The sequence below is a fragment of the Ruegeria sp. HKCCD6426 genome, assembly GCF_057221115.1.
Genome location: NZ_JBWVBF010000008.1, coordinates 1 through 15,001, shown reverse-complemented (window position 1 = coordinate 15,001; position 15,001 = coordinate 1). Strand labels below are relative to the sequence as shown.

General features: G+C 57.2%; 8 protein-coding genes and 1 pseudogene. 8 read left to right on the top strand and 1 reads right to left on the bottom strand.

Annotated elements, in window-relative coordinates:
- Positions 1-247: 247 nt before the first annotated feature.
- The 5 genes and pseudogenes from rpoB (at position 248) to AC2TDA_RS19260 (ending at position 10,705) form a co-directional block, all read left to right on the top strand.
- Positions 248-4,384 (top strand): DNA-directed RNA polymerase subunit beta, encoded by a 4,137-nt coding sequence (gene rpoB, locus AC2TDA_RS19280; RefSeq protein ID WP_480880366.1) that lies wholly within the window; start codon positions 248-250, stop codon positions 4,382-4,384.
- 50 nt (positions 4,385-4,434) lie between these two features.
- Entirely contained in the window at positions 4,435-8,676 is a 4,242-nt protein-coding gene (gene rpoC / locus AC2TDA_RS19275; RefSeq protein WP_480849336.1) for a DNA-directed RNA polymerase subunit beta', read from the top strand.
- Between the two features lie 121 nt (positions 8,677-8,797).
- Positions 8,798-9,285 (top strand): annotated as a pseudogene (gene ybiA, locus AC2TDA_RS19270) (riboflavin biosynthesis intermediates N-glycosidase).
- Positions 9,266-9,721 (top strand): macro domain-containing protein, encoded by a 456-nt coding sequence (locus tag AC2TDA_RS19265; RefSeq protein WP_480880364.1) that lies wholly within the window; start codon positions 9,266-9,268, stop codon positions 9,719-9,721. The pseudogene ybiA and the gene AC2TDA_RS19265 overlap by 20 nt, the downstream one beginning before the upstream one ends.
- Before the next feature lie 114 nt (positions 9,722-9,835).
- Positions 9,836-10,705, top strand: coding sequence for a DMT family transporter (locus AC2TDA_RS19260; RefSeq protein WP_480880546.1), 870 nt, complete (start codon positions 9,836-9,838; stop codon positions 10,703-10,705).
- Here the strand turns inward: AC2TDA_RS19260 and AC2TDA_RS19255 are convergent.
- Entirely contained in the window at positions 10,690-11,496 is an 807-nt protein-coding gene (locus AC2TDA_RS19255; protein ID WP_480880363.1) for a putative rhamnosyl transferase, read from the bottom strand. The two genes, AC2TDA_RS19260 and AC2TDA_RS19255, sit on opposite strands and share 16 nt — an antisense overlap.
- Positions 11,497-11,892: 396 nt before the next feature.
- Between AC2TDA_RS19255 and rpsL the strand changes: the two genes are divergently transcribed.
- Genes rpsL through fusA form a run of 3 tightly spaced genes read left to right on the top strand, consistent with a single transcriptional unit; the run spans position 11,893 to position 14,886 of the window.
- On the top strand, positions 11,893-12,264 hold the full coding sequence (rpsL, locus tag AC2TDA_RS19250; protein WP_005621086.1) for a 30S ribosomal protein S12: 372 nt from the start codon (positions 11,893-11,895) through the stop codon (positions 12,262-12,264).
- Between the two features lie 15 nt (positions 12,265-12,279).
- Positions 12,280-12,750 carry a 30S ribosomal protein S7 gene (rpsG, locus tag AC2TDA_RS19245; protein ID WP_008756926.1) on the top strand — a complete coding sequence of 157 codons (471 nt, stop codon included), beginning with the start codon at positions 12,280-12,282 and terminating at the stop codon, positions 12,748-12,750.
- Positions 12,751-12,768: 18 nt separating this feature from the next.
- Positions 12,769-14,886, top strand: coding sequence for an elongation factor G (gene fusA, locus AC2TDA_RS19240; RefSeq protein WP_480880362.1), 2,118 nt, complete (start codon positions 12,769-12,771; stop codon positions 14,884-14,886).
- The last annotated feature ends 115 nt before the right edge of the window (positions 14,887-15,001 follow it).

The following is a 15,001-nucleotide window of genomic DNA, read 5'->3' as shown; positions in this document are numbered from 1 at the left end:
GTCTTCTGGTGCATCGCTGATGCATCGCAAAATTTGGCTGGGTCCGGAGAAATCCGGGTCCAGCCGAACCTGTCTTAGAAAGGGCCTCATTTATCGGGGCGTTTTCTAAGACGCGGTTCGCGGATCGGGAGGTCGCCATTCGGGACGGTGGCCACGAATTGATCCGGACGTGTCGTCTCTAATGTGCAAGGCGCCGGGGCCCGACGGTGTCTTTGCCCGCTGAGAACATCGAAAGGTGACATCTGACATGGCTCAATCGTTCCTTGGCCAGAAACGTCTTCGGAAATACTACGGCAAAATCCGCGAAGTGCTGGAGATGCCGAACCTCATTGAGGTACAGAAATCTTCTTATGATCTATTCCTGCGCTCCGGCGATGCTGACGTGCCGACTGACGGCGAAGGCATCAAAGGCGTGTTCCAGTCGGTTTTCCCGATCAAGGATTTCAACGAAACCTCCGTTCTGGAGTTCGTGAAATACGATCTGGAAAAACCCAAATATGACGTCGAAGAGTGCATGCAGCGCGACATGACCTACAGCGCGCCGCTGAAGGTCACTCTGCGCCTGATCGTGTTTGATGTCGACGAGGATACCGGCGCCAAGTCGGTCAAGGACATCAAGGAACAGGACGTGTTCATGGGCGACATGCCCCTGATGACACCGAACGGTACCTTCATCGTGAACGGCACCGAGCGTGTGATCGTGTCCCAGATGCACCGTTCGCCCGGTGTGTTCTTTGACCACGATAAGGGCAAGACCCATTCCTCGGGCAAGCTGCTGTTTGCCTGCCGCATCATCCCGTATCGCGGCAGCTGGCTGGACTTTGAGTTCGACGCCAAGGACATAGTATTCGCCCGTATCGACCGTCGCCGTAAACTGCCTGTGACAACCCTGCTGTACGCGTTGGGTCTGGATCAGGAAGCGATCATGGACGCCTATTACAACACCGTGTCCTACAAGCTGGACAAGAAGAAGGGCTGGATCGCACCGTTCTTCCCGGAACGCGTTCGTGGCACTCGTCCAACTTATGATCTTGTTGACGCGAAATCCGGTGAAGTGATTGCCGAAGCAGGCAAGAAAGTCACCCCGCGCGCGGTCAAGAAACTGATCGATGAAGGCAGTGTCACTAACCTGTTGGTTCCCTTCGATCACATCGTTGGCAAATTTGTCGCCAAAGATATCATCAACGAAGAAACCGGAGCGATCTACGTCGAAGCCGGTGATGAGTTGACGCTGGAATACGACAAAGACGGTGAGCTGATCGGCGGTACCGCGAAAGAACTGATAGATGCCGGCGTCACCGACATCCCGGTTCTGGACATCGACAACATCAATGTCGGTCCATACATGCGCAACACAATGGCCGCAGACAAGAACATGGGCCGTGAAAGCGCGCTGATGGACATCTACCGCGTCATGCGTCCGGGTGAGCCGCCCACCGTCGAGGCTGCGTCGGCCCTGTTCGACACGCTGTTCTTCGACAGCGAGCGCTATGACCTGTCTGCCGTTGGTCGCGTGAAAATGAACATGCGTCTGGCGCTCGAAAAGCCGGACACACAGCGCACGCTGGACCGCGAAGACATCGTGGCCTGCATCAAGGCGCTGGTTGAACTACGTGACGGCAAAGGTGACATCGACGATATTGACCACCTCGGCAACCGTCGTGTGCGTTCGGTCGGCGAACTGATGGAAAACCAGTACCGCGTCGGTCTGCTGCGCATGGAGCGCGCGATCAAGGAGCGTATGTCGTCGGTTGAAATCGACACCGTCATGCCTCAGGACCTGATCAACGCAAAACCGGCTGCAGCTGCTGTCCGCGAATTCTTTGGCTCGTCGCAGCTGTCGCAGTTCATGGACCAGACCAACCCGCTTTCGGAAGTCACCCACAAACGCCGTCTTTCGGCGCTTGGCCCGGGTGGTCTGACGCGTGAGCGCGCGGGCTTTGAGGTTCGCGACGTGCACCCGACCCACTATGGCCGGATGTGCCCGATCGAAACGCCGGAAGGTCCGAACATCGGTCTGATCAACTCGCTGGCTACCTTTGCCCGCGTGAACAAGTATGGCTTCATCGAAACACCTTACCGCGTCGTCAAAGACGCCGAGGTGACCGATGAGGTTCACTACATGTCCGCGACCGAGGAAATGCGTCACACCGTGGCGCAGGCGAACGCGACGCTGGATGCGGATGGCAAGTTCATCAACGATCTGGTATCGACCCGTCAGTCCGGTGACTACACCCTTGCCCCGCGCGAGAATGTGGACCTGATCGACGTGTCGCCGAAACAGCTGGTTTCGGTTGCTGCATCGCTGATCCCGTTCCTTGAAAATGACGACGCCAACCGCGCTCTGATGGGCTCGAACATGCAACGTCAGGCGGTTCCGCTGCTGCGGGCCGAGGCGCCGCTGGTCGGTACCGGGATCGAGGAAAAGGTTGCGATCGACTCGGGTGCTGCGATCCAGGCGAAACGCGCCGGTATCATCGACCAGGTCGATGCCCAGCGTATCGTTATTCGCGCCACCGAAGATCTGGAATTGGGCGACGCGGGCGTTGACATCTATCGTCTGCGCAAGTTCCAGCGTTCGAACCAGAACACCTGCATCAACCAGCGTCCGCTGGTGAAAGTCGGTGATACTGTTGGCAAAGGCGAAGTGATTGCCGATGGTCCGTCCACCGATATCGGTGAACTGGCTCTGGGTAAGAACGTCGTCGTCGCGTTCATGCCGTGGAACGGCTACAACTACGAAGACTCGATCCTGATCTCGGAACGTATTGCGCGTGATGACGTCTTTACCTCGGTCCATATCGAGGAATTCGAAGTCGCCGCTCGTGACACGAAACTGGGTCCGGAAGAGATCACCCGCGACATTCCAAACGTCGGTGAAGAAGCGCTGCGCAACCTCGACGAGGCGGGCATCGTTTACATCGGCGCGGATGTTGAACCGGGCGATATTCTGGTCGGCAAGATCACTCCGAAGGGCGAAAGCCCGATGACCCCGGAAGAAAAGTTGCTGCGCGCCATCTTTGGTGAAAAAGCATCTGACGTGCGCGACACCTCGCTGCGCGTGAAGCCGGGCGATTACGGTACGGTCGTGGAAGTCCGCGTCTTCAACCGTCACGGTGTCGAGAAAGACGAGCGTGCGCTGCAGATCGAGCGTGAGGAAGTCGAACGTCTGGCCCGTGACCGGGACGACGAGTTGGCCATCCTTGACCGCAACATCTATGCGCGCCTGCAAGGTTTGATCCTGGGTAAAACCGCTGTCAAAGGTCCGAAAGGTGTCAAGGCAGGATCGGTAATCACCGAGGACCTGCTGGAAATGCTGACCCGTGGTCAGTGGTGGCAGCTGGCGCTGGAAGACGAGCAGGATGCACAGATCGTTGAAGCTCTGAACGAGCAGTACGAAGTGCAAAAGCGTGCTCTGGACGCCCGTTTTGAAGACAAGGTCGAGAAAGTCCGCCGTGGCGACGACCTGCCGCCGGGTGTGATGAAGATGGTCAAAGTCTTCATCGCCGTGAAGCGCAAGCTGCAGCCGGGCGATAAGATGGCCGGTCGTCACGGGAACAAGGGTGTGATCTCCAAGGTTGTTCCGATGGAAGACATGCCGTTCCTGGCCGATGGTACTCCGGTCGACTTCTGTCTGAACCCGCTGGGCGTGCCTTCGCGTATGAACGTTGGTCAGATCCTTGAAACCCACATGGGTTGGGCCGCGCGCGGTCTGGGTCTGAACATCGACGAAGCGCTGGGTGAATACCGCCGTTCCGGCGATCTGACCCCGGTTCGCGAGGCGATGAAGCTGGCCTATGGCGAAAATGTCTATGAAGAAGGCATTGCCGGCATGGACGAAGGTCATCTGATCGAGGCCGCGGGCAACGTGACCCGTGGTGTTCCGATCGCGACCCCAGTTTTTGACGGTGCCAAAGAGGCTGACGTCAACGATGCGCTGGTGCGTGCGGGTTTCTCGGAAAGCGGTCAGTCGGTTCTGTTCGACGGTCGTACGGGTGAGCAATTCGCGCGTCCGGTGACCGTGGGCATCAAGTACCTGCTGAAACTGCACCACCTGGTGGACGATAAAATCCATGCGCGTTCGACCGGGCCGTACAGCCTGGTTACCCAGCAGCCGCTGGGTGGTAAGGCGCAGTTCGGTGGCCAGCGCTTTGGTGAGATGGAGGTCTGGGCTCTGGAAGCTTACGGCGCCGCCTACACCCTGCAGGAGATGCTCACCGTGAAATCGGATGACGTCGCCGGCCGGACCAAGGTCTATGAGTCGATCGTCAAGGGCGAGGATAACTTTGAAGCGGGCGTACCGGAATCGTTCAACGTTCTGGTGAAAGAAGTCCGTGGCCTCGGCCTGAATATGGAACTCCTGGATGCGGAGGTTGAGGAGTAAGGGCGCTGCCCTTTCTCCCGTCCCCCCTTCCGCAAGATTTGAGGTAACAAATGAACCAGGAAATCACCAACAACCCGTTCAACCCGCTGACGCCCCCGAAGGTCTTTGACGAGATCAAGGTCTCGCTGGCGTCGCCCGAGCGGATTCTGTCTTGGTCCTATGGCGAGATCAAGAAACCCGAAACCATCAACTACCGGACGTTCAAGCCTGAACGTGACGGTCTGTTCTGCGCGCGTATCTTTGGCCCGATCAAAGATTACGAATGCCTGTGCGGCAAATATAAACGGATGAAATATCGCGGCGTTGTCTGCGAGAAATGTGGTGTGGAAGTCACACTGCAGAAAGTCCGCCGCGAGCGTATGGGTCACATCGAACTGGCCGCGCCCGTCGCACACATCTGGTTCCTGAAATCGCTGCCGTCCCGCATCGGTCTGATGCTGGACATGACGCTGCGCGATCTGGAACGTGTTCTGTACTTTGAAAACTACGTCGTCATCGAGCCCGGTCTGACCGACCTGACCTACGGCCAGATGCTGACCGAAGAAGAGTACATGGACGCGCAGGATGCCTATGGCATGGACGCGTTCACCGCCAATATCGGTGCTGAAGCTATCCGCGAGATGCTGGCCCAGATCGATCTGGAAGCCGAGGCCGAGCAGCTGCGCGCTGATCTGGCCGAAGCGACCGGCGAGCTGAAGCCCAAGAAGATCATCAAGCGTCTGAAGGTTGTTGAATCATTCCTCGAGTCGGGCAACCGCCCCGAGTGGATGGTCATGACCGTGATCCCGGTCATTCCGCCGGAACTGCGCCCGCTGGTTCCGCTGGACGGTGGCCGTTTCGCGACGTCTGATCTGAACGATCTGTATCGCCGCGTCATCAACCGGAACAACCGCCTGAAGCGTCTGATCGAACTGCGTGCACCTGACATCATCGTCCGCAACGAAAAGCGGATGCTGCAGGAATCCGTCGATGCTCTGTTCGATAACGGCCGTCGTGGCCGCGTAATCACCGGCGCCAACAAGCGTCCGCTGAAATCGCTGTCGGACATGCTGAAAGGTAAGCAGGGTCGCTTCCGTCAGAACCTTCTGGGTAAGCGCGTCGACTTCTCGGGTCGTTCGGTCATTGTGACCGGCCCGGAACTGAAGCTGCACCAGTGTGGTTTGCCCAAGAAGATGGCGCTGGAACTGTTCAAGCCGTTCATCTACTCGCGCCTTGAAGCCAAGGGTCTGTCTTCGACCGTGAAACAGGCGAAGAAACTGGTCGAGAAAGAGCGTCCCGAAGTGTGGGATATCCTCGACGAGGTGATCCGCGAACACCCTGTCATGCTGAACCGTGCGCCGACGCTGCACCGTCTTGGCATTCAGGCGTTCGAGCCGGTTCTGATCGAAGGTAAAGCCATCCAGCTGCACCCGCTGGTCTGTTCGGCCTTTAACGCTGACTTCGACGGTGACCAGATGGCCGTTCACGTTCCGCTGAGCCTTGAAGCTCAGCTGGAAGCGCGTGTTCTGATGATGTCGACGAACAACGTTCTGTCGCCTGCAAACGGCGCGCCGATCATCGTTCCGTCGCAGGACATGATCCTGGGTCTGTACTACGTGACCCTGGAACGTGAAGGCATGCCGGGCGAAGGCAAGGTGTTTGGTTCGATCGACGAAGTTCAGCACGCGTTGGATTCCGGCGAAGTGCACTTGCACACCAAGATCACTGCGCGGATCGCGCAGATCGACGACGAAGGCAATGAAGTTCAGAAGCGTTTCGAGACCACCCCAGGCCGTCTGCGTCTGGGTGCCTTGCTGCCTATGAATAACAAAGCTCCGTTCGAGCTGGTCAACCGTCTGCTGCGGAAGAAAGAAGTGCAGCAGGTGATCGACACCGTCTACCGTTACTGCGGTCAGAAAGAGTCGGTGATCTTCTGTGACCAGATCATGTCGATGGGTTTCAAAGAAGCGTTCAAAGCCGGTATTTCCTTCGGCAAGGACGATATGGTGATCCCGGATGACAAGTGGGGCATCGTGGACGAAACCCGCAGTCAGGTGAAGGACTTTGAACAGCAGTACATGGACGGCCTGATCACTCAGGGCGAGAAGTACAACAAGGTCGTTGATGCCTGGTCGAAGTGTAACGACCGCGTCACCGACGCGATGATGGGCACGATCTCGTCTTCGGATCGGGCAGCGGACGGGTCTGAACAGGAACCGAACTCGGTCTACATGATGGCCCACTCGGGTGCGCGTGGCTCGGTCACCCAGATGAAGCAGCTGGGCGGGATGCGCGGCCTGATGGCGAAGCCGAATGGCGACATCATCGAAACGCCGATCATCTCGAACTTCAAGGAAGGTCTGACCGTTCTTGAATACTTCAACTCGACCCACGGTGCCCGTAAGGGTCTGTCGGATACCGCTCTGAAGACGGCGAATTCGGGTTACCTGACCCGTCGTCTGGTGGACGTGGCGCAGGACTGCATCGTTCGCGATATTGACTGTGGCACCGAGCGCGCGATCACTGCAGAAGCCGCGGTTAACGATGGCGAGGTTGTTGCATCGCTGGCCGAACGTGTACTGGGTCGTGTAGCTGCCGACGATGTTCTTCGTCCGGGAACGGATGAAGTGATCGTTGCCGCTGGTCAGCTGATTGACGAGCGCATGGCGGACACCATTGATGAGGCCGCTGTTGCGTCGATGCGCATCCGTTCGCCCCTGACCTGTGAGTCTGAGGAAGGCGTCTGTGCCACCTGTTACGGTCGTGACCTTGCGCGCGGTACCATGGTCAACACGGGTGAGGCTGTCGGCATCATCGCCGCTCAGTCGATCGGTGAACCCGGAACACAGCTGACGATGCGGACCTTCCACATCGGTGGTGTTGCCCAGGGTGGTCAACAGTCGTTCCAGGAAGCCAGCCAGGACGGCGTTGTTTCGTTCGAGAACCCGCAGATACTGGTCAATGCCGCAGGTGAAAGCCTGGTCATGGGCCGGAATATGAAGCTGGTGATCAACGATGAGCACGGTGAGGAACGTGCCAGCCACAAGCTGGGTTACGGTTCCAAGCTATTCGTCAAGGATGGCACCAAGGTGGCGCGTGGCGACAAGCTGTTCGAATGGGACCCCTACACCCTGCCGATCATCGCCGAGAAAGCAGGTACCGCTAAATACGTTGACCTTGTTTCGGGCCTCGCGGTTCGTGATGAGACCGACGAAGCAACCGGCATGACCCAGAAGATCGTGGTTGACTGGCGCGCCGCCCCCAAAGGCAGCGACCTGAAGCCCGAGATCATTCTGGTTGGCGAAGATGGCGAGCCGGTCCGCAACGATGCGGGCAACCCGGTTCACTATCCGATGTCGGTGGATGCGATCCTGTCGGTCGAAGATGGCCAGACCATCGAAGCCGGTGACGTTGTCGCGCGTATCCCGCGTGAAGGCGCCAAAACCAAGGACATCACCGGTGGTCTGCCGCGTGTGGCCGAACTGTTCGAAGCCCGCCGTCCGAAAGATCACGCGATCATCGCAGAAGCCGATGGTTACGTGCGCTTTGGCCGCGACTACAAGAACAAGCGCCGCATCAGCATCGAACCAGCTGACGAGTCGATGGAAACGATCGAGTACATGGTGCCCAAGGGCAAGCACATTCCCGTCGTGGAAGGTGACTTCGTTCAGAAGGGTGATTACATCATGGACGGCAATCCTGCACCGCATGACATCCTGTCCATCATGGGTGTTGAGGCATTGGCGAACTACATGATCGACGAAGTGCAGGACGTCTACCGTCTGCAGGGCGTGAAGATCAACGACAAGCACATCGAGGTTATCGTGCGCCAGATGCTGCAGAAGTGGGAGATCCTGGATTCAGGTGACACCACCCTGCTGAAAGGCGAGCATGTCGACAAGCAGGAGTTTGACGCAGCCAACGAGAAGACGATCTCGCGTGGTGGCCGTCCGGCTCAGGGCGAACCGATCCTGCTGGGTATCACCAAGGCCTCGCTGCAGACACGTTCGTTCATCTCGGCGGCGTCGTTCCAGGAAACTACGCGCGTTCTGACCGAAGCTTCGGTTCAGGGCAAAAAGGACAAGCTGGTTGGCCTGAAAGAAAACGTCATCGTTGGTCGCTTGATCCCGGCCGGGACCGGTGGAGCCACTCAAAGCGTCCGCCACATCGCCCAATCGCGCGACAATGTGGTTATCGAAGCCCGTCGGGAAGAGGCCGAAGCGGCCGCTGCTCTGGCTGCTCCGATGATCGACGACGATATGGTCGGAGACGAGCTGGACGTTCTGGTGGAAACACCGGAAAGCCGCGAGTAAGCAACTGTAAATTTGCAAAGATCAGGCCCTGCGATTTCGCGGGGCCATTTCTTTTGCCGCATAACGTTCAGCCTGCGAACCGGATATTGCGTTTCCGGGGTTTTCCGGTGCTAGTACCACCATGGCTGAAAACGATATTGATCCCGTCATCTACTTTGATGCTCAAACCGATCCATATGCCGAGTATTCAAACTTTGCGGCTTATGGCGTGGCTATCGACGACCAGTGGTGGCGCACGGTAGAACACTTCTTTCAGGCCCAAAATTTTCGGGACGTAGTTTACCGTAAACGCATCAGAGAGTGTAGCAGGCCAAAAGATGCCAAAGCGCTTGGCATGACGCGGAAAGTACCGCTCAGGGAATATTGGGAAGAGGTGAAAGACCAGATCATGCTGGATGCGGTGCGGGTGAAATACAAAACGCACGAACACCCCGGCAGTTTTTGCTATCCACCGGTGAGGCGCGGATCGTCGAAAACGCACTGATGGATTCCTATTTGGGTTTCGGGCCGGATGGGCAAGGGTTGAACGAGCTTGGTAAGATATCGATGCAAGTTCGGGATGAACTGCGATTGGACGGAGAAGAAAACGATGCAAAAAATAAGAGGTGATCTTATTCAGCTGGCCTTGGATGGTGAGTTCGACGTCATCGTCCACGGCTGCAATTGCTTTCATAAGATGGGTGCGGGAATAGCAAAAACCATTGCTGCAGATTTCCCGGAAGCCTACGAGGCTGATAAACTGACCGAATATGGGGTCAGATCAAAACTTGGCACCATTTCAACGGCCTCTATTAACCGAGAGGCGGTCAGTTTTGTGATCGTGAACGCCTACACTCAATTTGATTGGAGAGGGCGGGGTAGAAAGGCCGATTACGAAGCCATCTCAGGATGTTTCGACGAAATTGCACGCAGCTTCCCAGCCGCGCGTATCGGGTATCCACTGATTGGCGCCGGCCTCGCAGGCGGCGATTGGTCCGAGATTGCGCCGCGAATAGAAAAGGCTCTGTCTGGTCTGCCACACACGCTGGTCGAGTTTTCACTTTGACACGCTTGCGATTGGCAAGTTTCCGAAATTGCAGACCGCTGGACGATGCCAGTTGACAACCCGGTTCGGTTTTCGGCCAATGAGCCGGAAATTTGAATGGCGGATTCCACCAGTATGACTCCAAATGTCAAAGGCGCGCTGCTGATGATGGGCAGCATGGCGGCTTTTACCGTCAATGATACACTGGTGAAATCGGCGTTGCAGGACTTGCCGCTATTTCAACTGATCGCCATGCGTGGAGTTCTGGCAACGATCCTCGTGTATTTGCTGGCGCGACACCTGGGCACCCTGCATCTGAACTTTTCGAGACATGATAAATGGCTGGTTTTACTTCGTTGCCTGACCGAGCTGTCGGCCACATTCTTTTTCCTGACCGCTCTGAAGAACATGCCGTTGGCGAATGTGACGGCGGTACTGCAGGCCTTGCCCCTGACGGTAACTCTAGGCGCGGCGCTTTTTTTCCAGGAGAGCATAGGCTGGCGGCGAATGGTGGCGATCGGAATGGGTTTTGCGGGTATGTTGCTAATCGTCAGACCCGGCCCGGACGGGTTCAGCCTCTATGCGATCTATGCGTTGATCGCCATGATGTCCGTCACCGCCCGAGATCTGATCACCCGTCGCATGTCTGCGGACGTTCCCTCGATGGTGGTCACTCTGGCGACATCGCTGTCGATAACCGTAACAGCGGCCGTAGTTTCGGCGTTCGAGGGTTGGGCGCCAGTTCCTCTTGTAACTGGAAGCCTCGTGGCTTCGGCGGCGATTTTCGTTCTGATGGGATACGTCTTCAGCGTCTTGGTTATGAGGGTAGGAGAGGTTGGGTTCGTTGCGCCGTTTCGTTACTCCAGCTTGCTTTGGGCGCTGGGTTTGGGTTGGCTGGTTTTTGGTGATTGGCCAGACAAGGTGACGATGATTGGCGCGACCTTGGTCGTCGGGGCGGGCTTATTCACCCTGTTCCGGGAACGCGCCGTTCAGGCGTCGGAGTAAACCTGTGGCACGGCATCTGCTTGCACGCCAAAGCGATTTGCAAACGTGCCCTTATGATCTTCGTCCAAAGGCTCCAATTTAAGTTTGCCTTTGCGCGCGTTTGGGGAATCGTTGAACCCGTTCAGAGATCGGATCCACATCGGTGCATCCGGATAGCTGACAACGGGCATGAAGCGGCCCATGCGCTGATGCGCAAAGTTCATGATCGTCAAATCGCATCCTGCGCCGACATACATCCCCAAACCAGCCGAAATCAGGCCACGATAGAGGTGCATAGCATGAATGCCGTCCGCTCTTAACTCCGCCAGATATCCACAATTGAAATCGATGGCGACGGTGTGATTGGCCTGAATAAGCCCCGTGCAATCGCGTGCCGCGCGCCGTAGCCTTTCGACGAAATCCACGGCGACTGCGTCGTCGTCATCCAACCGGAATTGAATGCACGGTTTCTCTGGATTGGAGCGTGCGCGGTTCAGGATACGCTTCATGACCTTGCGATGCTCATCGGGAGGCTGAGCGATGATGCGGACTTGCTTTATTTCTGCGGTCAGATCACGCAGCCTGTCAGACGCATCTTTGGGCAGGCAATCCCCAATCACGATGACAAAATCGAAATCTTCATCCGATTGTACCCGCAGCCCCGGCAATGTGATGGTTTCGAACAAGCGGAACCGTTCGTCCAGGCGCTTGGGGGCATAAAGGTATTCCCGACGATCATCGATCGTGTCGTGTTCGATTTGAAAACCGCCAATGGCTGGATAGGAAAAGCGGCACAGGCCGATGACTTGCATAGTTCATCCCTGGATTTTGGCACTATCAGACTATGCCCGCGTGCTACCCGCCCCGCAACCGGCCAAGGGTCTTGAATGTGCGTAACAGGCTTTTATAACCCAACACGATCCAGCCTGACGATACCCAAGCCTGGCGTGCTGTTGACAGTCAGGCCGACTCCCCCTATACGCGCGTCATCTCGGTGCCGGGGGCCGCCCCGCAACCGATTCCAGTAATGAACTGGTCAAGGCCCGGACAATTTTGCCGTTCGCGCCCTCTGATAACAAACCGCGACGTTCACCTCGGAATGGGAACGCTCGCGGGTTTTGCGCTTGTGGACGCATGAGTGCAGCGAATTTAACCGCACGCATCGCGCGTGCATGTCATGTGTGTTGCAAAACGGGGATATAACCGGAATGCCAACGATCCAACAGCTGATCCGCAAGCCGCGGCAGCCGAAAGTAAAACGCTCGAAGTCCATGCACCTGGAGCAGTGCCCGCAGAAGCGCGGCGTCTGCACCCGCGTGTACACCACCACACCGAAAAAGCCGAACTCGGCTATGCGTAAGGTTGCCAAGGTGCGCCTGACCAACGGGTTCGAGGTCATCTCGTACATCCCCGGTGAAAGCCACAACCTGCAGGAGCACTCGGTTGTTCTGATCCGTGGCGGCCGTGTGAAAGACCTTCCCGGTGTGCGTTACCACATCCTGCGCGGTGTTCTGGATACTCAGGGCGTCAAAGACCGTAAGCAGCGTCGTTCGAAATACGGCGCGAAGCGTCCCAAGTAAGAAGGAGAGGCTGATATGTCACGTCGTCACGCCGCCGAAAAACGCGAAGTCCTGCCTGACGCCAAATTTGGCGACAAGGTACTGACCAAATTCATGAACAACCTGATGATCGACGGCAAGAAGTCGGTCGCAGAGCGCATCGTCTACAACGCGTTTGACCGCGTTGAAGGCAAGATTAAGCGCGCTCCTGTCGAAGTGTTCCACGAAGCGCTCGACAACATCAAACCGTCGGTCGAGGTTCGCTCGCGCCGGGTTGGTGGTGCAACCTATCAGGTTCCGGTCGAAGTGCGCCCCGAGCGCCGCGAAGCACTGGCCATCCGTTGGCTGATTACTGCTGCGCGTGGCCGTAACGAAAACACCATGGAAGAGCGCCTTGCAGGCGAGCTGCTGGACGCCGTACAGTCCCGCGGTACTGCCGTGAAAAAGCGCGAAGACACCCACAAGATGGCCGAGGCAAACAAAGCCTTCAGCCATTACCGTTGGTAATTCCAGAGGCTTATCAAAATGGCACGCGAATATACACTCGAACATTACCGTAACTTCGGTATCATGGCGCACATCGATGCAGGTAAAACCACCTGCTCGGAACGCATCCTGTTTTACACCGGCAAATCCCACAACATCGGTGAGGTGCACGATGGTGCAGCCACCATGGACTGGATGGAGCAGGAGCAGGAACGCGGCATCACCATTACTTCGGCTGCGACCACCACGTTCTGGGAACGCACCGAAGACGGTGTAACTGCTGACTCGCCCAAGCACCGCCTGAACATCATCGACACCCCCGGCCACGTTGACTTCACCATCGAAGTCGAACGTTCGCTGGCGGTTCTCGACGGTGCCGTCTGCGTTCTGGACGCAAACGCCGGTGTTGAGCCCCAGACCGAAACCGTGTGGCGTCAGGCTGACCGCTACAAGGTTCCGCGTATGGTGTTCGTCAACAAGATGGACAAGATCGGCGCCGACTTCTTCAACTGCGTTCGCATGATCGAAGACCGTACCGGTGCACGTGCTGTCCCGGTTGGTATACCGATCGGCGCAGAGACCGAGCTGGAAGGTCTGGTTGACCTGGTCACCATGGAAGAATGGCTGTGGCAGGGCGAAGATTTGGGCGCAAGCTGGGTCAAAGCTCCGATCCGTGACAGCCTGAAAGACATGGCTGACGAATGGCGCGGTAAAATGATCGAAGCGGCCGTCGAAATGGACGACGACGCGATGATGGAATACCTGGAAGGCAATGAGCCCGACGTCCCGACCCTGCGCGCCCTGCTGCGCAAAGGTACTCTGGAAATCGCGTTCGTTCCGGTTCTGGGTGGTTCGGCGTTCAAGAACAAAGGCGTTCAACCGCTGCTCAACGCTGTGATCGACTATCTGCCCAGCCCGCTGGACGTTGTCGATTACATGGGCTTCAAACCCGGCGACGAAGAAGAAGTTCGTGACATCGCACGTCGTGCTGATGACGATATGGCCTTCTCGGGTCTGGCGTTCAAAATCATGAACGACCCCTTTGTTGGCTCGCTGACCTTCACTCGGATCTACTCGGGCACCATGAACAAGGGTGACTCGATCCTGAACTCGACCAAAGGTAAAAAAGAGCGCATCGGTCGTATGATGATGATGCACTCGAACAACCGGGAAGAGATCGAAGAAGCGTTTGCAGGCGACATCATCGCGCTGGCGGGTCTGAAAGACACGACGACCGGTGACACCTTGTGTGATGCGAAGGACCCGGTGGTTCTGGAAACCATGACCTTCCCCGATCCGGTGATCGAGATCGCGGTTGAGCCCAAGACCAAGGGCGACCAAGAGAAGATGTCTCAGGGTCTGGCCCGTTTGGCCGCCGAAGACCCGTCCTTCCGTGTGGAAACCGACCTGGAATCGGGTCAGACTATCATGAAGGGCATGGGCGAACTTCACCTGGACATCCTGGTTGACCGTCTGAAGCGCGAGTTCAAGGTTGAAGCGAACATCGGTGCACCGCAGGTGGCCTATCGTGAAACCATCTCGATGCCTGTCGAGCACACCTACACCCACAAGAAACAGTCGGGTGGGTCGGGTCAGTTCGCCGAAGTCAAGCTGGAGATCCAGCCGACCGAGGCAGGCGAGGGTTACTCGTTCGAAAGCCGCATCGTAGGTGGTGCTGTTCCGAAGGAATACATCCCCGGTGTTGAAAAAGGCATCAACTCGGTCATGGATAGCGGCCCGCTGGCTGGCTTCCCTGTGATCGACTTCAAGGTTGCCCTGCTGGACGGTAAGTTCCACGACGTTGACTCGAGCGTTCTGGCGTTCGAAATCGCATCGCGGATGTGTATGCGTGAAGGCATGCGCAAAGCTGGCGCGAAGCTGCTGGAACCGATCATGAAGGTCGAAGTGATCACCCCGGAAGAATACACCGGCGGTATCATCGGCGACCTGACCTCGCGTCGTGGCCAGGTGTCTGGACAAGAGCCGCGCGGCAACGCGATCGCGATCGACGCGTTCGTTCCGCTGGCGAACATGTTCGGCTACATCAACACTCTGCGTTCGATGTCGTCGGGCCGTGCCCAGTTCACCATGCAGTTCGACCACTACGATCCGGTTCCGCAGAACATCTCGGACGAGATCCAGGCGAAATACGCATAAGCGAAGATTTGAGGGAGCTCGGTTAACGGGCTCCCTTCATTACCGAAAAAGGAGGCCATCATGGCAAAGGAAAAGTTTGAGCGTACAAAACCGCACGTCAACATCGGCACGATTG

Excerpts from the sequence above, each read along its gene's own strand:
- rpoB (WP_480880366.1), top strand. The coding sequence starts at position 248 with ATGGCTCAATCGTTCCTTGGCCAGAAACGTCTTCGGAAATACTACGGC.
- rpoC (WP_480849336.1), top strand. The coding sequence starts at position 4,435 with ATGAACCAGGAAATCACCAACAACCCGTTCAACCCGCTGACGCCCCCG.
- AC2TDA_RS19265 (WP_480880364.1), top strand. The coding sequence starts at position 9,266 with ATGCAAAAAATAAGAGGTGATCTTATTCAGCTGGCCTTGGATGGTGAG.
- AC2TDA_RS19260 (WP_480880546.1), top strand. The coding sequence starts at position 9,836 with ATGACTCCAAATGTCAAAGGCGCGCTGCTGATGATGGGCAGCATGGCG.
- AC2TDA_RS19255 (WP_480880363.1), bottom strand. The coding sequence starts at position 11,496 with ATGCAAGTCATCGGCCTGTGCCGCTTTTCCTATCCAGCCATTGGCGGT.
- rpsL (WP_005621086.1), top strand. The coding sequence starts at position 11,893 with ATGCCAACGATCCAACAGCTGATCCGCAAGCCGCGGCAGCCGAAAGTA.
- rpsG (WP_008756926.1), top strand. The coding sequence starts at position 12,280 with ATGTCACGTCGTCACGCCGCCGAAAAACGCGAAGTCCTGCCTGACGCC.
- fusA (WP_480880362.1), top strand. The coding sequence starts at position 12,769 with ATGGCACGCGAATATACACTCGAACATTACCGTAACTTCGGTATCATG.